The following is a 19,872-nucleotide window of genomic DNA, read 5'->3' as shown; positions in this document are numbered from 1 at the left end:
ATGAACGTGATGTCAGCGCGCCCCCAGGACGCGCAAACGGAAACGGGCGGGTCTTCGCCGCCCAGGTCGAGACGGAGGCAGCATGAAGATCGGAATCGGTCTGCCGATCGCCGTTCCCGGACGTCCTCCCCGGGAGGTGGGGCAGTGGGCACAGGACAGTGAGCGCCTCGGCTTCCATTCCCTGGGGTCGATCGACCGCCTGGTCTACGACATCCTCGATCCGCTGGTCTCCCTGGGTGTCGCGGCCGCGGTGACCGAGCGTGTCCAGCTGTTCACGAGCGTGCTGAACGTCGGCTGGCGGGGCAATCCGGTGCTGTTCGCCAAGCAGCTGGCCACGGTCGACCTGATCTCCGGCGGGCGGCTGACCGCGGGCCTCGGCATCGGCGGCTGGCCCGACGACTTCACGGCCAGCGGTGCGCCGGCGAAGGGGCACGGCAAGATCTTCGACGACACCCTCACCGAGCTGCGCCGGGTCTGGAACGGCGAGGTCAAGGGCGACTCCGGGCCCACCCCGCTGCCCGGCGCGGGCCGGCCCCGGCTGCTCATCGGCGGCCTCGCCCAGGCCGGCTTCGCCCGGGCGGCCCGCTTCGGCGAGGGCTGGGTGGCTCCGGTGCTGGGCCGGGATCTCCTGGCGAACGGGGTGAAGGCCGTCAGCGAGGAGTGGGCCAGGGCCGATCGCCCCGGCCGGCCGCAGATTCTCACCGCGCGCTACTTCTGCTGCGGCCCGGACGCGAAGGACGTCACCTCGGAGTACGTGGCGCACTACTACGGCTCAAAGGAATCGCCGTACTACGGGCCCGTCCGCGCCGACTGCCTCGACTCGGACGAGCGCCTGCGCGACGAGTTGACCGCCTTGTCCCGGGCGGGAGTCGACGACCTGGTGCTGTATCCGGCAAGCAGTTCCCTGGACCAGGTGCGTCTGCTGGCCGAGGCCCTGGAGCGGGTGGGCGCCCGGCGCGCCCCGACCTTCGAGTTCACCGCGGACTCGGCGCCCACGACCTGAACGAGGCGAGAAAGGAACTCCAGTGACTCAGTACGCAATGACCGAGTACGACGCCGCCGTGTCGCCGGGATCCGTCAGGCGCCTGGGCGAGAGGCTCGCCGGGCCTGTCTTCGTCCCCGGAGATCCCGGCTACGCCGAGGAGGCGGAGGCCTTCGACCGGTCCGTGCGGCACCGGCCCGCGCTGATCGTCGGCGCCGCGAACGCCACCGACGTGGTGACGGCCGTGCGCTTCGCCCGCGACCACGGCCTGGGCGTCGCTGTTCAGGCCACCGGCCACGGCGTGGCGCTCCCGGCCGACGACACCGCGCTGCTCGTCTCGACGCGGAGGATGAACGGACACAGCGTCGACCCCGAGCGGCGCACCGTGCGGCTGGAAGCGGGCGCCCTTTGGCAGGATGTGATCCCGACAGCCGCCCGCCACGGCCTCGCCCCGCTGAACGGCTCGGCGCCGTTCATAGGCGCCGTCTCGTACACCCTCGGCGGTGGCATCGGCGTCATGAGCCGCCGCCACGGCTACGCCGCCGACCATGTCCGCCGCATCGAGGTCGTCACCGCCGACGGCGAACCGCGCACCGCCACCGAGGAGGAGAACCCCGACCTCTTCTGGGCGCTGCGCGGCGGCAAGGGCAACTTCGGAGTCGTGACGGCGCTGGAGGCGGACCTCTTCGAGGTCTCCAGGCTCTACGGCGGCGGCCTGTTCTTCCCCGCCGAGTCCATCCGCGAGGTGCTGCACCGCTACCGCACCTGGGTCACCGAGGTGCCCGACGAACTCAGCTCCTCGTTCTTCATGATGCCGTGGCCCGACGCCCCCGGGGTGCCCGAGGAACTACGCGGCCGCTTCGCCCTGCACGTGCGGTTGTGCTACCTCGGCCCGCCGGACGAGGGCGCCCGGCTCATCAGGCCCCTGCGGGAGATCGCCACCCCGCTGCTCGACACGGTCACCGACATCCCGTACACCGAGGTCGGCACCATCCACAACGATCCGCCCATCCCGGGCTCGTACCACATCAACAACTTCCAGCTCACCCACCTCGACCATGACGCGGTGGAGGCCATCCTCAAGCTGGCGGGGCCGGAGGCGGACGGTGCGGTCGGTATCGAGATCCGCCATCTCGGCGGCGCGCTCGCCCGCCCGCCGCGGGTGCCGAACGCGGTCGCGCGCCCCACCGCCCGGTTCCAGCTGTACTCGGCGGGCGTCCTCGGCATCGGCGACGACGAGGCCGTCCACGCCGGTCACGACCTGGTGGTCGACACCCTCAGCCCGTGGAACAGCGGCATGCGCGCCCTCAACTTCATGGCCGGCGTCGCCCACACTGACCCGGAGGACGTGCGGCAGGCGTTCACGGCGGAGACGTACGCACGGCTCGTCGCGCTCAAGTCCGCCTACGACCCGGGGAACATGTTCCGCTTCAACCACAACATCCCGCCGTACAGCGCCCCGTAGGGGCGCGGGGAACTGCGCGACCAGCCCCCACCGGCCCGCAGGTTCAAACCCGCTCGCACAGCTGAGCGCTCACGCTCGCTGCGCCAGTTCCGCCGCGCCGAACGAGACGTCGAAGCGGTCGCACCAGATGCTCACGCTCGTGTAGGCGGCCGGGTCGACGTCGGCGGGCAGGACGTAGTTCTGGTCGCCCTTGTTCCCCTTCAGCTTGCCGAGGCTGACGTACTTCCCGTCGTCGAAGACGCCCCAGCCGGCCTGGCCCTCCTTCACCGGCGCGTCGGTCAACCAGACGCGCAGGTCGGGGCCATTGCTGGTGTCGAGGTCCTCCAGCCGCAGGACGTGCGAGCCGTCCGCCAGCCGAAGCAGGCTCACCGCGCCCGAGGTCGCGTGCTCGTGACTGATCAGGTCACCGCGCGCGAGCGTCTTCGGTCCGGCCGGTTCGGGTGACGCGGCGGCGGCTTCCGAGGGTGCGGCCGTGGGGGTCGGTGTACCCGTCACCGTCGGCGTACCCGTCACCGCGGGCAGAGCCTCCTGCACGGTCTCGTCCTGCCACAGCTTCCACGGCTGGAACCAGTACAGTCCCGCGCCGACGGCGACGACAGCCACCGCCAAGAACCCCACGACCACCGGCCTGCTCAACACCTTGCGCACGCGCCCATCCCCTGCTCGCTCGAACTCCGTCGGCACACATTCAACTCAATCGGCGGCGGTATCGGCCCGGCCAGAAGATGACGGAACTCTTACGGCGGTCGGCGCCGGCGTGGTGGGAGCGTCGGGTCCGCTGTCACGGGGCCCCGACGCTCCCGGACGCGATACTCAGCCGCAGGACCCGGAAATCCAGCGGTGGGAACGGACTTTGTAGGTACCGGCGAGGTTGCCGCCGTGCTGCTGGCGGGTGCAGCCCCTGCGGTTCACGTAGTCGGCGCCGCCGTAATAGGCCACTCCGGTGGCACTGGAGGTCCCGGCGTTGAACACCGACTTGACGTTGTGGGTCGCCGACCAGGAACAGCGGATGGATCCGCCCTGCCAGTCGGGGTCGGCGACGTCCCACTGGCATTTGGAGCCGGTGAAGTTCGCACCGGTCCAGAAGCATACGTACTCGCTGGGGCAGCTCACCGCCGCGCGGGTGAGGTCGGCCTCGCTCACGGGCGGTGCGGCCTCACTGGCCTGAGCACCGGTCGGAGCGGCCAGGGCGGTTGCGGCGGCCACGGCCACCCCCACGACCACGGCCCGAATTCTCGAATTCAATTGTCTCGCCTTCATATATCCTCCTCGTGGACTGAAATGCTCTGCACGCAGGAGGTGAAGCTAATGCGCGGCGGATCCGCCCCCAAGGTGGAAATGCGCCACACTGCGCGAACCGCTCGTGCACCGCCCCGCATTTGATGCGTGTATGCGGTTCGTTCAAATCAAATACAAAGTCGGGGATTTCCGCCCGGCGTCGGAGACGGCGACGGCTGACGGCGGCTCAAGAAGCGGCGCGGAGGGACGGAGACGACATGACGACGATGTACGCCTGGGAAGTGGCCGAGCCGGGACCGATCGATCAGGGGCCCTTGCGGCTCGTCGAGAAACCGGTCCCCACGCCCGGGCCCGACGAGCTCCTCGTCCGGGTGACCGCCTGCGGCGTCTGCCGCACCGACCTGCACGTCAGCGAGGGTGATCTGCCCGTGCACCGGCCGCGGGTGACACCCGGCCACGAGGTCGTCGGGCGGGTGGCGGGAATGGGGGCGGCAGCGACTGGATACACCGTCGGGGACCGGGTCGGCGTGGCCTGGCTGCGCCGTACCGACGGCACGTGCGCGTACTGCGTGCGCGGATCGGAGAACCTCTGCCCGGCCTCGCGCTACACCGGCTGGGACGCCGACGGCGGCTACGCGCACTACACGACCGTGCCGGCGGCCTTCGCCTACCCGCTGCCCGGCGACCTCGACGACGTCTCGCTGGCCCCGCTGCTGTGCGCGGGCATCATCGGCTACCGCGCGCTGCGCCGCGCCGCCCTGCCCCCTGGCGGGCGCCTCGGCCTGTACGGCTTCGGCGGCAGCGCCCACCTCTGCGCCCAGGTGGCGCTCGCCCAGGGCGCGACCGTCCACGTACTGACCCGCGACCCGGCCGCGCGGCGTCTCGCCCTGGACCTCGGGGCGGCCTCGGCGGCAGGCGTGTACGACCCGCCCCCGGAACCGCTGGACAGCGCCATCCTGTTCGCCCCGATCGGCGACCTCGTGCCGGTCGCCCTGAGGGCCCTCGACCGCAGTGGCATCCTCTCGATCGCGGGCATCCACCTCAGCGAGATCCCGCCGCTCACCTACGAGCGCGAACTCTTCTACGAGAAGGAGGTACGCAGTGTCACCTCGAACACCCGGGAGGACGGCCGCGACTTCCTGACCCTCGCGGCCCGCCACCATGTCCACGCCACCACCCACCCCTACCCGATGGCCCAGGCCCCGCAAGCCCTCCAGGACCTCAAGGCGGGCCGCTTCGACGGCGCGGCCGTGCTCGTCGACGACGGCGGGCCATGGAACTGACCCTGACGACACCGACCGGCACGGATGGACTCACACCATGAACCTGCTCCCCTTCAGCACCACCCAGTCGACCACCGTGGCGAACTGGCCCGTCTCCGCCGCGGAGGTCGCGATGTGGTGCGGACGGCGGGAGTTCCCCGTGGCCGGACAGACCGTCGAGGCGTGGCAGCAGGACGCGGACGTGGCCGCTCGCGTGCTCGTCGACGGTGAACGGCTCGTCGGATACGGCGAGTTGTGGTTCGACGCCGAGGAGGACGAGGTCGAACTGGCACGGATCATCGTGGCGCCCGAGGCCCGCGGACGGGGCCTCGGGCGCGTGCTCGTCGAGGGATTGCTCGCCGAGGCGTTGCGGGCGGGGCACTCGGACGTGTTCATGCGGGTCCATCCGGACAACGACCGAGCCCTGCGCTGCTATCGGGGAGTCGGGTTCGTCCCGGTCGGTCCCGAGCTGGCGGAGGCCTGGAACGCCGTACAGCCCGTCGACTACGTCTGGCTACGGCACGGGTTGAGCGGGATCGAAGTGCAGTGAGGTCCGTACGGTCTTCGGCCCGCGGACCCGCGAGCCGAAGGCGACGAGCTCGCAGCTGCCCTCGGGACGGCAGTCGACGGTGTCGCCGCCGATGGACGTGAAGGCGGCCGACAGCGTGACCTGACGGTCCATCAGGCCCGAATCGTTCGTCGCGGGCGGGCGGGTTCCCGGGCGGCAGCCGAGCGTGTTGGCCGAACCCGTGGCACACAGGAGTACGGAGACGTGGTACTGAACCTCGTAACCCTCACCCGTCACCCGGACCGTCTGGCCGTCGAGCAGATCCCGGTCAGGGGTGGCACGGAAAGTGGGCGGGGCCTCCAGCGGCCCGTCCGGGCGGAAGTGCAGGGGCACCGTGGTGAGCAGCGCACCCGAGTTGTCGGTCAGCGCCAGCGAGCACGTGGCGGTGCGGCAGTCGACCTGGCCCGAGTCGGGCTCCAGCAGCGCGTACAGCTTCTTCGGAGACAGGCGGTACGTGCCGTCGGGCAGTACCCGGAACTGCCGCCGTGTGGCGTCGTCGCAGGTCTCGGCGGAGGGTGAGGGGCCGCACTGCTTGACCCACACGTACTGCCTCGGCGGGCCGCCGCTGATGCGGAAGGTGACGATGGCGCCGTCGTCGAGTTCCCTTGTCCGCTCCACACTCAGGTCCGGGGCGGGCTCGGCGGCGGCCACCGGGTGCACGCCCGTGAGCAGTAATCCCCCGCACAACACCACCATGCCCACAACAGCTCGGCGCGCTCTGGTCATCCATCTCATCGCCATGCTCTCCCGTCTCGATCGATTCGTCCCGGGGCGCATCCTGACGTCCCGGGCGAGGAATCGGCAGGGTGGATTCGGTCAGCTGATTCGGTCACCTCAGGAAGGCGGACCTCAGGCGTCGGCGATGAGACGGGCGCTCCACCGGTCGGGCCGGGGCGCCATCACGGCGGCCTACCGCCGCGCTGACGTCCGGACCTGCCCCTACGGCTCCAGCGACACGCGGATGCCGACCGTCCCCTTCTTCCCGCGGCGCAACCGGCTGCCGAGCAGACTGAGCCGGCCGATGACGCCGTATTTGCGTGCCAGGAGCTCGCGGTAGTGCTCGGTGACGTCCTGGTCGCAGATCTCGGCGGTGGCGGGGAACTGCTCGCCGGTCGGGTTGCCGCGGGCGTCGCACGGGCCGACGAGGACATCGGCGCGGTTGCGGATCCGCTTCACCTTCCAGGAGTCCGCGACGGTCCAGACACCGAGCGTGTCACCGTCGCGGACCACCCACACCGGGGTCGAGACGGGTGTGCCGTTCTTCCGATAGCTGGTGACCAGCAGGTACTTGCCGGCCCCGAGCCGCTCCAGCGCTGTCTTGTCCACGCCGGGAGTCTAAGCGGCACAAGGGGCCCAGGGGGTGTGGGCCGGACGAGCGATCTCTGACGGTTCATCAGCGATGCTCCGGGCATTCGGATCCGGGATGTGAAAGGGAGTCAGACGCAGGACCGATTTATACGACAATCATTCCGCTCGGAGGAATCTGCATGCCCGCGTCACCACTCCCCCGCACGGCCCGTGCCCGCACCGGAGCCGCCGCCCTCACCGCGCTCACGCTCGCCGGAACCGCCCTCCTCGGGGCACCGGCCGCCTTCGCCGCCCCCGGCGACAACGGCGACGTCAAGATCCACGCGGAGACAACGTCTCCCACCGACCCGCGCAACGAGCCGAAGGTCTGCAAGTTCTACCTGGCCGCCTTCAACTTCGACGACGTAGAGGGGATCACCTGGCTCATCGAGCCGCAGCCCGCGACCCGAGGAAGCGCCACACTCAACGGCGCCCTCACGCTCCCGACCGGCATGGGCCGCACCGACACGCTGGCACTGCCCGACGGTCAGTACAAGCTCACCTGGAAGATCACGGGTGGCCTGGGGGCGGGCAAGCACAAGGTGTTCCAGGTCGACTGCAAGCAGGCGCCGCCCGTGGCCGGACCCAACGGCGCAGTGCCGGCCGGTGGCGGCGGTCTCGCCGAGACGCCGAGCGTGTCGGCGGCCGGCGCCGCGGCCGCGGTGGGCCTGGTCGGTGTCTCGGGCTTCGTCTACTTCCGGATGCTGCGCCGCCGGCCCGATGGCGCCGCGTAGACGTGCGCCCAGGCCCTGGTACCGGACGCGCGCCTACCGCCTGACGAGAACGGCCGTGCTGGCCTTCTCCCTGGTGTTGGGCGGCATCTGGTGGGCCGAGGACGACGGCCGGCCGGCAGAACCGACCGCCGCCCCGATGTCGGAGCCCGGGGACGCGAAAGCGTCCCCGGGTCCCCCCGCCGCCGCGACACCGAAGCCCCTGCGCAGTCCCGTACGCGTACGGCCTCCAGTCCACGTACAGCCTCCCGTCCGCGCACGGCCTCCAGTCCCCCGCCCCAGCCCGCTGCCCCGGCCGCTCCCGCGGTCCAGGGCCACGGTCCTGAGCATCCCGTATCTCGGCCTGGAGGCCCCGGTCATGGGACTGCGCCTGGACCGCAAGCGGCAGCTCACCACCCCGCCGGTGGACAACCCCGAACTGGTCGGCTGGTACGAGGCCGGCCCCTCACCCGGAGAGGCGGGCACCGCCGTGGTGGTCGGCCACCTGGACACCGCCACCGGGCCCGCCGTCTTCGCCGGCCTGGGCGACCTGCGCCCCGGCCGGCACGTCGAGGCCCGGCGCGCCGACGGCCGCACCGCGGTCTACACCGTGGACGCCGTCCGCACGTACGACAAGGCGCGCTTCCCCAGTCAGGAGGTGTACGGCGCCAGAAAGCGCCCGGAGCTGCGGCTGATCACCTGCGGCGGGGTGTACGACCGGAAGACCGGCTACCGGAGCAACGTCGTCGTCTTCGCGCATCTGACGCAGACGCGGGAGCCGGCTCGCCACGCCTAGGTCACCCGGATCGAAGCCCCGGGTCCCAGGTCCGACGAAGATCACTTTTCGTTGTACGCCCCCACGGTCCGAGCCGCCGTGCCAGACTCCGACGGTGACCTCAGAGACGATCAACGCGGCGGCAGCGGGGACCTGGCGGCTCGGGGACCTCACGGTCAACCGGCTCGGATTCGGCGCCATGCGGCTGACCGGAAGCCGCCCCTTCGACCTGGGCACACCGAGCGACCGCGAGCGGTCGATCGGTGTGCTCCGGCGCGCGCTGGAACTGGGCGTCAACCACGTGGACACCGCCGCCTTCTACTTCTCGTCCCTGCGCTCCGCCAACGAACTGATCAACTCGGCGCTGGCCCCGTATCCGGACGACCTGGTCATCGTCACCAAGGTCGGTCCTGGCCGCGATCCGTCGGGCGCATGGCTGCCCTGGGCCAGGCCCGAGCAGCTGCGCGGCCAGGTGGAGGAGAATCTGCGCCAGCTCGGCCGGGACCACCTCGACGTGGTCAACCTGCGGACGCACGGCCGTCATTCGATCGCCGAGCACTTCGGCGCACTGGCCGAACTGCGTGAGGCCGGGCTCGTCCGCCACCTCGGTGTTTCGGACGTCGACCCCGAGCAGCTCGCGGAGGCGCAGGCCATCGCGCCGGTGGTCTGCGTCCAGAACCGGTACTCCCTCGACACGCGTACCGATGACGGCGACGACGTCCTGCGGATCTGCGGTGACCAGGGCATCGCCTTCGTGCCGTTCTTCGCGATCGCCGGCGAAGGCGGTGCGAGGGGCGCGGCCGACGCCGACGATGCCGAGATCCTCGCCATCGCCCGCGCCCACGGCGTGACGTCCGCGCAGATCCGGCTGGCCTGGACGCTGCACCGCGGCCCGCACATCCTGGCGATCCCGGGTACCGGCGATCCGGATCATCTCGTGGAGAACGTGGCAGCGGGCGCGATCCGGCTGTCGGACGATGAACTCGCCCGGCTCGCCTGACGGTTGGGGACTTCTCCGGTATGGGTGACAGCACTCTGTGGGTGGCCGCGCTGACGGCGGGGACCGCGGTGCTCGCGAGTTGGGTGACCAGCCGCGGCACTGCCCGGGCCGCACGCATCCAGGCGGACGCGGCCGCCACGACCGTGCAGGCGGACCGGCTCCGGGCGGCCCGGCGCTCGGCGTACGTCGACGTCATCGAGCAGGCTCAGCGCATGGGCGACCTCTACTGGAAGGTCACCGACGCGCATGAGATCAGCGATGCCGACGAGCGCCTCGCCACGCTGAAGGATCTGCGGGTACGGCTCCGCGGCGAGTACGCCGTACTGCGCCAGCGGGTCTGGGTGGCGGACCTGGAGGGCCCACCGCAGGTCGCCGCGGCCGCGGACCGGCTGCGCCGCTCGACCAGCGAAAACTATCGCGCGCTGGGGGCGATGATCGCCGGCGAGGCGGACGCCGCCCAGCGCTTCGACGACTGCTACCGCCCGTTCTGGGAGTCGGTCGTGAACTTCGTCGACGTCGCTCGCGGTGCCCTGCACGGGACACGTGGGTAAGAACTGGTCGGACAGCCCATGGTGCTGACTCCAGTTGCGTTTCAGGGAGAGGGGGCATGGCAGGGGCGCGCCGTCCAGCGGCGCGCCCCTGCCATGCGCCGTCACAGTGCGACGACCTGCCAGTCCTGGTTGGACCCGCCGGTGGAGGGCCACTGGATGACGTTGGCGCCGTCGGCGGTGGAGGCGTTGGCGACGTCGGCGCACCAGCCGGTGCGGACGTTGACGAGCCGGTAGTAGCCGCTGGTGGCCGAGGGGACCAGCTTCCACCACTGGTTGTCGTCGCCGTTGTCGGACAACTGGGTCAGGGTGGCGCCCTGGGTGCTGTTGGGGCTCTGCAGGAGCTTGCTGCTCTTGGCGTTGACCAGCCGGAACGATCCGTCAATGTTCGGCAGGAGGCTCCACTGCTGGTTGGTCCCGCCGCCGTAGGGCCACTGGATGAGCGTGGCGCCGTCGGCGGTCGAGGCGTTGGAGACGTCCAGCGCCTTGCCGCTCTTGCGGTTGATCACCTTGTAGGTGCCCAGGTCCGCGGTGAAGGGACGGTCGTGGACCTCCAGGTTGCGGATCGATGCGTACACCCCGGCGGGCAGCCCGGTGACGGTGACGCGGACGTACCGTGCCTGGGCCTGGAACACGGCCGTCTGGATTTGGCGCGTGCCGGTGGTGGCGGTGTTGTCGACGAGCGTGGTCCACGTGCTGTTGTCGGTGGAGCCCTCGATCTTGTACCGGTAGTTGGTCTTGTCCAGTTCCCAGGCGATCCGGGTGCCGGTCAGCGAGCGGGTCGAGCCGAGGTCGACCTTGAGCCAGTGGCCGGCGTTGCCGTCGTTCGCGCACCAGCGGGTGGCGGTGGCTCCGTCGACCGCCTTGGCCGCGGTGTTGCCCTTGGACGTCTGCTCGCTGTCGGCGGTCGCGGTCTTGCCGGCGGCGATGTCGGCCGGCTGCACGGAGCGGTCCAGTGCGACCCCGACGACGCTGTCCTCGGGGATGCGGGTGCGGTTGATGCCGGTGATCGTCACCCCGCCGTCCGTGCCGACGGTGTACGGGAGGTCGGTGCCCGCGGCGACGTCGAAGACACGGGTGACCTGGGCGTCCCCGATCGACGGGGTGGTGAAGGAGGTTCCGCTGTAGCCGGACAGCAGGTGGATGTAGAAGGTGTTGCCCTTGGACGTGAAGCCGTACTTGCCGTCCACCGGTTGCCAGGGTCCGCCGCGGGTGCCGTAGACGGCCTGGCCGCAGGAGGTCAGGAAGGAACCGACCCGGCGCACCACTGCGGCCTGGTCGGCGGGGATCGCCCCGGTCCGGTCGGGACCGACGTTGAGCAGGCAGACCATGTTGCGCACCCAGGAGTTGACCAGGATGGCCATGATGGTGCCGAAGCTCATCACGGGTGCGCCGGCCTTGTAGCCCCAGGTACCGCAGATGGTGAAGTTCTTCTCCGCCAGATGCCCGGTGCGCATGGCGCCGGAGGGGATCGAACTGCCTTCCTCGCTGAGGTAGTCGCCCATCCAGCCGGAGCGCGGGTTGACCACGACGTCGGGTTGGTGCTTGCGCACCAGGCCCATCACACCGAGGGGGCTGCCGGTGGCGGAGTCGGTATCGCTGTAGGCGGCGTCCACCGGCCACTGATTGGCGCTGTCGCGGACCTTTCCGGGCTCCCAGAAGAAGGCAGCGTCCGCGTCCCTGCCTTGCTGGCCCAGCCAGCCGCCGTCGAAGTAGATGTCGTCGATCTTGCCGTACTTGGTCATCAGCTCCTTGACCTGCTGGTACACCTCGTTCTTCATGACCCGCGCGTTCTCCTTGTGCGCGGGATCGGTGGTGTAACCCCACTTGTTCGGCAGGCAGTTGGTGCCGGTGACGTCGTAGTAGCCGGGGTAACGCCAGCTCATCGGGGAGAAGTACAGGCCCACCCTGAGCCCGGCGTCGCGTACGGCGGTGACGTACTCGCCGACCAGGTCCCGCTGCATCGGGGCCTGTCCGGCATGGAAGGCGTTCGGGTGGGTGGACGGCCACAGGGCGAAGCCGTCGTGGTGACGGGTCGTCAGAACGGTGTACTTCGCGCCCATGTCTTTGGCCAACTGGGCCCAGTCGGCAGGCTTGTAGGCGCTCGCCGTGAACTGCTCGCTGGTCGCGTCGGTGAAGTACTTCTTGTAGTTCTCCGGCGTGACGGCGGAGTTCTCCATGTACCACTCGCCCTTGGCCGGGCCCGAGTACACACCCCAGTGGATGAACATGCCCAGCTTGGCGTCCTGCAGCCACTGGAGCTTCTCGTCGGACTGCTGCTCGATGCCCAGCTCCGACTTGGGGATCCGCAGCGGGAGAAGGGGCAGCGGCTGGGGGGAGGTGGCGGCGTGTGCGGGTGTCGCCAGCGTCGGTGAGACCGCGGCGGCAACCGTCATGGCAGCCATGCCGGACAGCACTCTGCGGCGACTGATCGGTTCGGACAAGGTTCTCTCCTGACTGTTCACAGAACGGCACGGACGGTCATGCGGCTCAGGTACGTGCGATGGGCCTCGGTGCGGGCGGGGAATGCCGCACCGCACCGTTCCGTCACACAGCGACGAGCTGCCACTGCTGGTTGGTGCCGGTACCGGCGGGCCACTGGATGACGCGGGCGTTGTCGGTCGTGGAGCCGTTTGCGACGTCCGCGCACCAGCCGTTGCGGACGTTGACGAGCCGGTAGTAGGCGCCGCCCGTGTCGACGAGCTTCCACCGCTGGTTGTCGCCGCCCGTGTCCTGCCACTGGACGAGCTGGGTGCCCTGGGCGGAGCCGCCGGGGCTGTCGAGGACCTTGCCGCTGTGCCGGGCGGCGAGGCGGAAGGAGCCGTCGGCGTTGGGCAGGAACCGCCACTGCTGGCTGGTGGCGCCCGACGAGGTGTACTGGATGATCTTCCCGCCGTCGGCAGTGCCGGCGCCGGAGACGTCCAGGGCCTTGCCGCTGCGCCGGTTGACCAGCCGGAACGAACCGCTGAGCAGGGAGACGGTGATGTCCGTGCGCTGCCCGGCGGCCAGCGTGACCTTGCGCGCGTGGGTGCCCAGGGGAGAGGAGGCCACGGTCGCCGACGTGGTCACCGATGTCATGCCGCGGCGGCTGATGAGGGTGACGTCCTGGTTGACGGCGGAGGTGACGGACAGGGTGGCGGTGCGGGCGGACAAGTCCCAGCTGAAGGTGTGGACACGGATGCGGCCGCGTGCCCGTACGCCGGTGATGGAGCCCTTCGCCAGTTGGTCGGGCAGGGCCGGCAGGATCTCCAGGACGCCGGGGCGGGATGCGATCCATGGAGTGGTCCATCACGCAAACTCCTTTGTCTGCTTGAGGGCTGTGCGGAATGCGGGAGTTGGGATGTGTGGGAAGTCATCGGCAGACGAGCGGACAACGTCCCGGTCCGCACCGGCCCGTGAGGTGATCCCCCGTATGGGACGTGCCCCGGCGGCCAACTCGATGGCGGGGCCGCCGGGGCACGCGGTCAGGAGAGAGTCCAGGTCTCGCTGTTGGGGCTCGCGCTACCGCCGAGCTCCTGGTCCACCGCCGCTCCCTGGGTGGTCGAGCCCGCGACGCCGATGTGCAGACCGCTGCCGATGCCCACCAGCATGTAGTTGCTGCCGGTGTAACTGCCGGTCAGGTCGAGGGCCCACTGCTGGTTCGTCCCGCCGTTGCAGGTCCACTGGTGCAACTGGACGCCGGCGGTGGTCGACTTGTCGGGGACGTCCAGGCACAGGCCGCTCTTGACGCTCTTGAGCGTGAAGATGTTGTCCGCCACCCGCTTGAGGGTCCACTGCTGGTTCGTACCGCCGGTGGACGGCCACTGGATGATCTTGGCGCCGGTCGCGGTGGAGCCGCTGGAGACGTCCATCAGCATCGAGCTGCTGAGGTTCTTCAGCGTGTGGACCCCCTCCGCCGGGATCCCGCTGTCGGCCGTCCACGTGCCCGCGTCCACGTCGAGGGACCAGGTCGGGTACTGACCGAGGTTCACCGTCGTGCCCCGGATGGTCAGTGGCAGCCAGATCAGCTTCGAAGCGCCCAGGTTGGCGGTGTCCCAGCGGTCACCGGCGTAGATGTACGTGGTGCCGGAGGTGCCCTGGACCGTGATGACGTTCGCCGTCTGGCTGCCGTAGGTCTTGGTGCCGGGGGCGGCGAAGTTCCGGAACGCCGACCAGGGGCCGCTCAGTGACGTGGCGGTGGCGTAGACGTTGTCGTTCAGGCTCCAGCCCGTCAGGCGGGAGCCGAAGACGTAGTACATCCCGCCGGTCTTCACCATGGCGGGCGACTCGACGCTGCCGCTGCTGCCGCCGCTGCCCAGGACCGCCACCGCGCTGTCGACTGAGAGGTAGTCGGCGGAGAGCTTGTAGATGCGCAGGCCGTTGTTGCGGTCCTCGCTCATCAGGTAGGCGGTGCCGTCGGTTTCCTGGAACAGGCCGATGTCCCGGCTGAGGTTGCCCATCGGCCGGAAGCTGCCCCGGTAGGTGTACGGGCCGCACGGCGTGCTGCTCGTGGCCACACCGACCTTGGCCTCGGCGTAGTTGGTGCTGTCGATGTGCATGTACATCACGTACGTGCTGGTCGACTTGTTGTAGATGACCTTCGGCCGCTCCACGATGCGGCTGGGGCCCAGGTCACCGCCGGCCTGCCGGCTCAGGGCCTGACGCTCGTAGGTCCAGTTCGCCAGGTCGGTCGAGGAGTAGCAGGTGATGTTCTGGAACGACGTGTCCGCCGACGTCTTGCCGGTCTTGTCCTCGCCGAAGCCGAACCAGGTGTCGCCGACCTTGACGATGCCGAGCCCGTGCAACTGCAGTGTGTTGCCGTTCTGGTCGGTTCGTGCGGCGCCCGTCGTGAAGGTCACCGTGTCCGCGTGTGCCTGCGTGGCGGGCACGAGCAGGGCGGCGAGGCTGCCCAGCAGGGTCAGGAAGGCGGCCATGGTGGTCCGCCATCGGGCGCGCGGTGGCGGTGTGCGGTGTGATGTGGTGTCGGGCATGGTGTCACCTCTCCGTTGAGGTCCGGGGATAGTGCTGGGGAAGTGCAGGGGAAGTGCGGGTCGAGCGGTGGGATCCTGGGGCCGCTCAGGGGGCGAGCGGGATGGTGATGGTGTTCCAGGACATCGGCGGCAGCAGGGCGCTCAGCCGTCCGCCGTCCGTGACGGTGCCGGTCACCGGCTTCGGCGTCACGCGGTCCTGATGCTGGAGCGTGTTGGCCGCGTGGCGGTCGGGGTCGGCCAGGACGGTATGCGTCACCTCCCCGGCCACCGGCTTGAACGCCCGCAGGTCGGCGGTGAGTTCGAGCGGCCTCGTGGTGTCCCGGTTGACGGCGAAGACGGTGAGCATCCCGTCCTCCTGCTGGACGGCGGTCGCGTGCAGCAGGGGCACCTCGCCGTAGCGGGCGGTGTCGTGGACGGGGCTGTCCAGGGCGAGCCGGAGTACTTGGCCGTGGCCGTGGCGGGCCGCGTCGGCGAAGGGGTGGAAGATGGTCTGCCGCCAGGCCGGGCCGCCGGGCTCGGTCATGATGGGGGCGATGACGTTCACCAGCTGGGCGAGGCAGGCCGCCGTGACACGGTCGCAGTGGCGCAGCAGGGTGATCAGCAGGCTGCCGACCACGACGGCGTCGGTGACGGTGTAGACGTCCTCGAGCTGGCGCGGGGCCACGCTCCAGTCCGGGGTGTCGGTGTTGTTGACCGGTCGGCTCTGGTACCAGACGTTCCACTCGTCGAAGGAGAGGTTGATCCGCTTGCCGGAGTGCCGCTTGGCCCCGATGTGGTCGGCGGTGGCGACCACCCCGTCGATGAAGGCCTCCATGTCGGCGGCCGAGGCGAGGAAGCTGTCGACGTCGCCGTCGCTTTCCTCGTAGTAGGCGTGGCAGGAGATGAAGTCGACGAGGTCGTACGTGTGCTCCAGGACCGTCGCCTCCCAGCTGCCGAAGGTCGGCATGGAGCGGTTGGAGCTTCCGCAGGCGACCAGTTCCAAGCCGGGGTCGACGTCGCGCATGGCCTTGGCGGTGACGGCGGCGAGGCGGCCGTACTCGTCGGCGCTCTTGTGACCGAGCTGCCAAGGGCCGTCCATCTCGTTGCCCAGGCACCACAGCCGGATGCCGTGCGGCTTGTCCACGCCGTGCGAGCGGCGCAGCTCGGAGAAGGCCGTGCCGACGGGGTGGTTGGTGTACTCCAGGAGGTCGAGTGCCTCCTGCAGGCCGCGGGTGCCGAGGTTGACGGCCTGCATCGGCTCGACGTCGGCCTTGGCGGCGAAGCGCATGAACTCGTTCAGCCCGAACCGGTTCGTCTCGACGGTCCGCCAGGCGCCGTCGAGCCGGCGGGGCCGCTGCTCCACCGGGCCGACTCCGTCTTCCCAGCGGTAGCCGGAGACGAAGTTGCCCCCGGGATAGCGGACCATGGTGACACCCAGTTCCCGGATCAGGGCCAGGACATCGGTGCGCAGTCCGTCCTCGTCGGCGCTCGGGTGGTCCGGTTCGAAGACGCCGGTGTAGACGCAGCGGCCGAGGTGCTCGACGAAGGATCCGAACAGCCGCGGATTCACCTCGCCGACGGTGAAGTTGGGGTCCAGATGTATGGCCCCTGCGAGCGGCGGGCGGCCGGCGGGGTTGGGCATGGGTCACTCCGAGATGGATCGGGATGGATCGGTGCGAAGAGTGGCGTTCTGTGCGGTTGCCGGGCTGGCTCTGCGGTCAACCCTTGATGCCGGTGTGCGCGACGCCTTCGACCAGGTATCGCTGCAGGAAGAGGAAGACGAGCACCAGCGGCAGGATCGACACGGTGGCGGCGAGGAACAGCTCGTGGATGTTGACGGTCTGCGCGGTGGTGAAGGTCGACAGGGCCACCTGCACCGTCCAGCTGGACTGGTCCTGGCCGATGACCAGCGGCCACAGGAAGGCGTTCCAGTTGGTGATGAAGGTGATCACCGCGATCGCCGAGAAGAAGCCACGGGAGTTGGGGACGACGATCCGCCAGTACGTGCCCCAGCTGCCGAGACCGTCGATCCGGGCGGCCTCCTCCAGCTCCTTGGGGAAGCCGAGGAAGTACTGCCGGAAGAGGAAGGCGGTGAAGCCGCTGAACAGGCCGGGCACGATCAGACCTTGCAGGCTGGAGACCCAGCCCAGTGATGACACCAGGACGAAGCTGGGCACGAAGGTGACCGCGCTGGGGATCATGAGAGTGGCCAGCACCGCGTAGAAGATCTTGTTGGCGTGGCGGTACGGGACGCGGGCCAGCGCGTAGCCGGCCAGGGAGCAGACCAGCAGCTGCCCGGCGGTGCCGAGCACTCCGACGACGAGGGAGTTCCACATGCTGCGCGCCATGGGAACCGCGGGGTCGTTGAACAGCTCGGGGATGTTCTCCCAGTGCAGCTCGGTCGGGAAGAACTTCCAGTTCGCCCCGGTGATGTCGGCGTCGGTGGCCAGGCTGTTGCGGATCAGCAGATAGAACGGGACCAGGAACAGCAGCGCCGCGACGACGGCGACGGTGTAGACGGCGACGCTGCCGGCCCGTCCGCTCCCTGCGCGTGGACGGCTGCGGACATGGGTGGTGGAGGAGGTGGCCATCAGCTGTCCGCCTTTCCGAAGCCGAAGATCCTGCCCTGCAGCAGCGTCACCATCGTGATGAGTGCCGACAGCACCAGCGCCCCGGCGCTGCCGTGGCCGAAGTCCTGACCCTGCCCGAGGGCCGTGTAGTAGAGGTAGACCAACGGCGGCCGTGCGTAAGGGGTGTTGGGCAGCAGGTTGTAGAACTCGTCGAACGCCTGGTAGGCCGCGATCAGCATGAGGAGCACCACGGCGACCGAGGTGGTGCGCAGCTGCGGCAGGGTGATGTGCCGGAAGGTCTGCCAGCCTGGCCGGGCGCCGTCCGTCCAGGCCGCTTCGTACAGTTCCTTGGGGATCTGCTGGAGGGCGGCCAGGAAGAGGATCATGTAGAAGCCCAGCTGGAGCCAGAGCCGTAGGGTGACCAGCACCAGCCAGTACCAGGGCGGGGAGGCGGTGCCGATCCAGGCGATGGGTTCGATCCCGAACCAGCCCAGGACGGTGTTGGCGAGACCGAAGCGCACCCCGTTGAAGATAGACAGCTTCCACACCATCGAGGCCACGACGTAGGAACACGCGGTGGGTATGAAGAACACCGAACGGAAGAAGGCACGGGCGACGCGGATGCGGTGGACGAGCAGCGCGAGCGCCAGAGCCAGGACGTAGGTGAGAGGGACGACGATCAGCGCGAAGAGGGTGAAGGTCCACAGGCTGTCGGTGAACGGCCCTTCGCTGAGGATGTCCGCGTAGTTGTCCAGGCCGACGAACTTCGTCGGGGTGACGGTGTTCTGGGCCTGGAAGAGGCTCAGGTAGAAGCTCCAGCCGACCGGCACGTAGACGAACAGCAGGAGACCGGCCAGGAAGGGACCCGCGAAGAGCCAGAAGGTGCGGGTGCTGCCTCGCACCCCGTGCCTGTCACGTCTCGCCTTCACCGCGGGGCCGGGTGGCGCGGCGGCGCCCGGACGGGCGCCACCTGTGGTGGTGGTTGCCATGCCTGTCGGGGCCCCTCAGACGATCTTCTTGAGTTCGGCCTCGACCCGGGTGCGGGCCTTGGCCACCTCGGACTCGGGGTTCTTTCCGCTGACCACGACGTTGTTCACCATGTCCTGGGAAATCGTGATCATGCCCTGGGTCCAGTACGGGTCGTCGTAGTGGCCGTTGGTGTCGAAGAGCTTCACCGCCTCGGCGGCGGTGCCGCTCTGCAGCTTGGTGGCCTTCGCCGCCAGGCTCTTGCGCGGGGGGATGTGGAAGCCGTAGGAGGTGCACCAGTCCTCCTGGAGCTTCGTCTGTTCGATCCACAGCCACTTCACGAACGCCTTGGCCGCGTCGACGTCCTTGGCCTTGGCGCTTACGTAGGTGGACCAGCCGCCGTTGTAGACCACCGGGCGGCCGGCGCTGCCGATGCCGGGCAGGGGGACGATGCCGAAGTCGTCGCCCAGTGCCTTCTGGATGCCGGGCATCGCCCACATGCCGCACCACTGCATCGCCGTCAGGCCCTGGGTGAACGCCGACGGGTCGAACCAGTCGGTGGGCGCGCCGAGCAGCAGCGTCTTGCTCGTGTACAGCTCGCGCATCTTCTTCAGGCCCTCGACTGTCGCCGGGGTGTCGAAGGCGACCTTGTGGTCGGCGGTCAGCAGTTCACTGCCGGTGGCCCAGACCAGTGGACTGGCCAGGATGTCGCTGCCGCCCTTCAGGCCTAGGTACAGGCCCTTGACCCCGCCCTTGTCGAGCTTGCGGGAGACGTCTATCAACTCGTCGAAGGTGGTCGGGGGCTGGACGCCCGCCTTCTCCAGCAGGCTCTTGCGGTAGTACAGGAACTGCGGGTCGTCGATCATGCGGATGCCGTAGACCTTGCCGTCCACCGAGTTGGCGGCCAGGTCCTTGTCCGTGAAGTCCGACTTGACGTCCGCGATGATGTCGTCGAGGGGCACGATCTGCCCGGACTTGGCCATCTGCACATCGGGGTGGAACTCGAAGACGTCGGGACCGTTGCTGGAGACCAGGCCGCTGGAGAGCTTGGAGGCGTAGTCACCGGGGATCCACTGCACCGACACGTCGGCCTTGGTGTACGCCTTCGCGTACCGCAGCGCCGCCTGCTGGGTGCCCGCCTCGCCGTACTGGTGGTACCACTGGCTGATCGCCGCCTTACCACCGGAGCCGCCGCCGCGACCCGTGTTCCCGCCGCACGCGGCGAGGAATCCCGCCGCCGCCACGGTGCCGGAGGCGCGCAGGAAGGATCTGCGGCCGAACGATCTGCTGGGGTTCTGCTCAGGGGACATGGCTACCTCTGCTGTGAAGTACGGGTGTGGGACCGGGCCTTGGGGACGAGGCCGCGACGGCGGGTGATGACGCTGTGGACGGCCGCGGAGTGCGGCCGGCAGGAGCGCGACGCGAAGCCCGCGGGGTGGGGGCACGCAATCGGAGAGGGAATCCCTGCCGCTGACGGGGGTTGCAGCGAGC

19 protein-coding genes are annotated in these 19,872 nt (G+C 69.6%); 8 read left to right on the top strand and 11 right to left on the bottom strand.

Features of this window, described 5'->3' with window-relative positions:
- Nucleotides 1-82: 82 nt before the first annotated feature.
- Both GAS53_RS05440 and GAS53_RS05435 read left to right on the top strand, forming a co-directional pair.
- Nucleotides 83-1,003, top strand: a complete 921-nt coding sequence (locus GAS53_RS05440) for an LLM class flavin-dependent oxidoreductase (RefSeq protein WP_151476269.1) — start codon at nucleotides 83-85, stop codon at nucleotides 1,001-1,003.
- 22 nt (nucleotides 1,004-1,025) lie between these two features.
- Nucleotides 1,026-2,447, top strand: a complete 1,422-nt coding sequence (locus GAS53_RS05435) for an FAD-binding oxidoreductase (protein WP_225858760.1) — start codon at nucleotides 1,026-1,028, stop codon at nucleotides 2,445-2,447.
- Between the two features lie 69 nt (nucleotides 2,448-2,516).
- Here the strand turns inward: GAS53_RS05435 and GAS53_RS05430 are convergent, their stop codons facing one another.
- Both GAS53_RS05430 and GAS53_RS05425 read right to left on the bottom strand, forming a co-directional pair.
- Entirely contained in the window at nucleotides 2,517-3,095 is a 579-nt protein-coding gene (locus tag GAS53_RS05430) for a DM13 domain-containing protein (protein WP_192582969.1), read from the bottom strand.
- A 165-nt stretch (nucleotides 3,096-3,260) separates the two neighbouring features.
- On the bottom strand, nucleotides 3,261-3,692 hold the full coding sequence (locus GAS53_RS05425; RefSeq protein ID WP_225858759.1) for a peptidase inhibitor family I36 protein: 432 nt from the start codon (nucleotides 3,690-3,692) through the stop codon (nucleotides 3,261-3,263).
- Nucleotides 3,693-3,952: 260 nt separating this feature from the next.
- Here GAS53_RS05425 and GAS53_RS05420 point away from each other — a divergent pair, with 260 nt between their 5' ends.
- Together GAS53_RS05420 and GAS53_RS05415 are read left to right on the top strand one after the other, a co-directional pair.
- Entirely contained in the window at nucleotides 3,953-4,969 is a 1,017-nt protein-coding gene (locus GAS53_RS05420) for a zinc-binding alcohol dehydrogenase family protein (protein ID WP_192582981.1), read from the top strand.
- Between the two features lie 37 nt (nucleotides 4,970-5,006).
- Entirely contained in the window at nucleotides 5,007-5,498 is a 492-nt protein-coding gene (locus GAS53_RS05415; protein WP_151476265.1) for a GNAT family N-acetyltransferase, read from the top strand.
- On the opposite strand, the gene GAS53_RS05410 is transcribed toward GAS53_RS05415, so the two are convergent.
- Nucleotides 5,463-6,242, bottom strand: coding sequence for a neocarzinostatin apoprotein domain-containing protein (locus GAS53_RS05410; RefSeq protein WP_192582968.1), 780 nt, complete (start codon nucleotides 6,240-6,242; stop codon nucleotides 5,463-5,465). The two genes, GAS53_RS05415 and GAS53_RS05410, sit on opposite strands and share 36 nt — an antisense overlap.
- A 213-nt stretch (nucleotides 6,243-6,455) precedes the next feature.
- A complete protein-coding gene (locus GAS53_RS05405) occupies nucleotides 6,456-6,842 on the bottom strand; it encodes a PPOX class F420-dependent oxidoreductase (protein ID WP_151476263.1) in 387 nt (128 codons plus the stop codon).
- Nucleotides 6,843-7,003: 161 nt separating this feature from the next.
- Here GAS53_RS05405 and GAS53_RS05400 point away from each other — a divergent pair, with 161 nt between their 5' ends.
- The 4 genes from GAS53_RS05400 (at nucleotide 7,004) to GAS53_RS05385 (ending at nucleotide 9,899) form a co-directional block, all read left to right on the top strand.
- Nucleotides 7,004-7,597 (top strand): hypothetical protein, encoded by a 594-nt coding sequence (locus GAS53_RS05400; RefSeq protein WP_151476262.1) that lies wholly within the window; start codon nucleotides 7,004-7,006, stop codon nucleotides 7,595-7,597.
- Nucleotides 7,584-8,369 (top strand): class F sortase, encoded by a 786-nt coding sequence (locus GAS53_RS05395; RefSeq protein ID WP_151476261.1) that lies wholly within the window; start codon nucleotides 7,584-7,586, stop codon nucleotides 8,367-8,369. The genes GAS53_RS05400 and GAS53_RS05395 overlap by 14 nt, the downstream gene beginning before the upstream one ends.
- 94 nt (nucleotides 8,370-8,463) lie before the next feature.
- Entirely contained in the window at nucleotides 8,464-9,348 is an 885-nt protein-coding gene (locus tag GAS53_RS05390) for an oxidoreductase (protein WP_151476260.1), read from the top strand.
- A 20-nt stretch (nucleotides 9,349-9,368) separates the two neighbouring features.
- On the top strand, nucleotides 9,369-9,899 hold the full coding sequence (locus tag GAS53_RS05385) for a hypothetical protein (protein WP_151476259.1): 531 nt from the start codon (nucleotides 9,369-9,371) through the stop codon (nucleotides 9,897-9,899).
- A gap of 101 nt (nucleotides 9,900-10,000) precedes the next feature.
- Here the strand turns inward: GAS53_RS05385 and GAS53_RS05380 are convergent, their stop codons facing one another.
- The 7 genes from GAS53_RS05380 to GAS53_RS05350 all read right to left on the bottom strand — a co-directional run bounded on the left by GAS53_RS05380 (nucleotide 10,001) and on the right by GAS53_RS05350 (nucleotide 19,691).
- Nucleotides 10,001-12,340: an alpha-L-fucosidase gene (locus GAS53_RS05380; RefSeq protein ID WP_192582967.1), complete on the bottom strand. Its 2,340-nt coding sequence runs from the start codon at nucleotides 12,338-12,340 to the stop codon at nucleotides 10,001-10,003.
- 103 nt (nucleotides 12,341-12,443) lie between these two features.
- Nucleotides 12,444-13,169 carry an RICIN domain-containing protein gene (locus tag GAS53_RS05375; protein ID WP_151476258.1) on the bottom strand — a complete coding sequence of 242 codons (726 nt, stop codon included), beginning with the start codon at nucleotides 13,167-13,169 and terminating at the stop codon, nucleotides 12,444-12,446.
- Nucleotides 13,170-13,360: 191 nt separating this feature from the next.
- On the bottom strand, nucleotides 13,361-14,866 hold the full coding sequence (locus GAS53_RS05370) for an RICIN domain-containing protein (RefSeq protein ID WP_225858757.1): 1,506 nt from the start codon (nucleotides 14,864-14,866) through the stop codon (nucleotides 13,361-13,363).
- 85 nt (nucleotides 14,867-14,951) lie between these two features.
- Nucleotides 14,952-16,487: an arabinosylfuranosidase ArfA gene (arfA, locus tag GAS53_RS05365; RefSeq protein ID WP_151476257.1), complete on the bottom strand. Its 1,536-nt coding sequence runs from the start codon at nucleotides 16,485-16,487 to the stop codon at nucleotides 14,952-14,954.
- Between the two features lie 76 nt (nucleotides 16,488-16,563).
- Complete coding sequence (locus GAS53_RS05360) at nucleotides 16,564-17,436, bottom strand: carbohydrate ABC transporter permease (RefSeq protein ID WP_151476256.1); 873 nt, start codon at nucleotides 17,434-17,436, stop codon at nucleotides 16,564-16,566.
- On the bottom strand, nucleotides 17,436-18,404 hold the full coding sequence (locus tag GAS53_RS05355) for a carbohydrate ABC transporter permease (protein WP_151476255.1): 969 nt from the start codon (nucleotides 18,402-18,404) through the stop codon (nucleotides 17,436-17,438). Before GAS53_RS05355 ends, GAS53_RS05360 begins: the two co-directional genes overlap by 1 nt.
- 15 nt (nucleotides 18,405-18,419) lie before the next feature.
- Nucleotides 18,420-19,691: an ABC transporter substrate-binding protein gene (locus tag GAS53_RS05350; protein ID WP_151476254.1), complete on the bottom strand. Its 1,272-nt coding sequence runs from the start codon at nucleotides 19,689-19,691 to the stop codon at nucleotides 18,420-18,422.
- Nucleotides 19,692-19,872: the final 181 nt, after the last annotated feature.

Source organism: Streptomyces albicerus, assembly GCF_008905045.1.
GTDB classification, from domain to species: Bacteria; Actinomycetota; Actinomycetes; order Streptomycetales; family Streptomycetaceae; genus Streptomyces; species Streptomyces albicerus.
This window is presented reverse-complemented; position numbering and strand designations above follow the sequence as displayed.

Excerpts from the sequence above, each read along its gene's own strand:
- GAS53_RS05440 (WP_151476269.1), top strand. The coding sequence starts at position 83 with ATGAAGATCGGAATCGGTCTGCCGATCGCCGTTCCCGGACGTCCTCCC.
- GAS53_RS05420 (WP_192582981.1), top strand. The coding sequence starts at position 3,953 with ATGTACGCCTGGGAAGTGGCCGAGCCGGGACCGATCGATCAGGGGCCC.
- GAS53_RS05415 (WP_151476265.1), top strand. The coding sequence starts at position 5,007 with ATGAACCTGCTCCCCTTCAGCACCACCCAGTCGACCACCGTGGCGAAC.
- GAS53_RS05410 (WP_192582968.1), bottom strand. The coding sequence starts at position 6,242 with ATGACCAGAGCGCGCCGAGCTGTTGTGGGCATGGTGGTGTTGTGCGGG.
- GAS53_RS05400 (WP_151476262.1), top strand. The coding sequence starts at position 7,004 with ATGCCCGCGTCACCACTCCCCCGCACGGCCCGTGCCCGCACCGGAGCC.
- GAS53_RS05395 (WP_151476261.1), top strand. The coding sequence starts at position 7,584 with ATGGCGCCGCGTAGACGTGCGCCCAGGCCCTGGTACCGGACGCGCGCC.
- GAS53_RS05385 (WP_151476259.1), top strand. The coding sequence starts at position 9,369 with ATGGGTGACAGCACTCTGTGGGTGGCCGCGCTGACGGCGGGGACCGCG.
- GAS53_RS05370 (WP_225858757.1), bottom strand. The coding sequence starts at position 14,866 with ATGCCCGACACCACATCACACCGCACACCGCCACCGCGCGCCCGATGG.
- arfA (WP_151476257.1), bottom strand. The coding sequence starts at position 16,487 with ATGCCCAACCCCGCCGGCCGCCCGCCGCTCGCAGGGGCCATACATCTG.
- GAS53_RS05360 (WP_151476256.1), bottom strand. The coding sequence starts at position 17,436 with ATGGCCACCTCCTCCACCACCCATGTCCGCAGCCGTCCACGCGCAGGG.
- GAS53_RS05355 (WP_151476255.1), bottom strand. The coding sequence starts at position 18,404 with ATGGCAACCACCACCACAGGTGGCGCCCGTCCGGGCGCCGCCGCGCCA.
- GAS53_RS05350 (WP_151476254.1), bottom strand. The coding sequence starts at position 19,691 with ATGTCCCCTGAGCAGAACCCCAGCAGATCGTTCGGCCGCAGATCCTTC.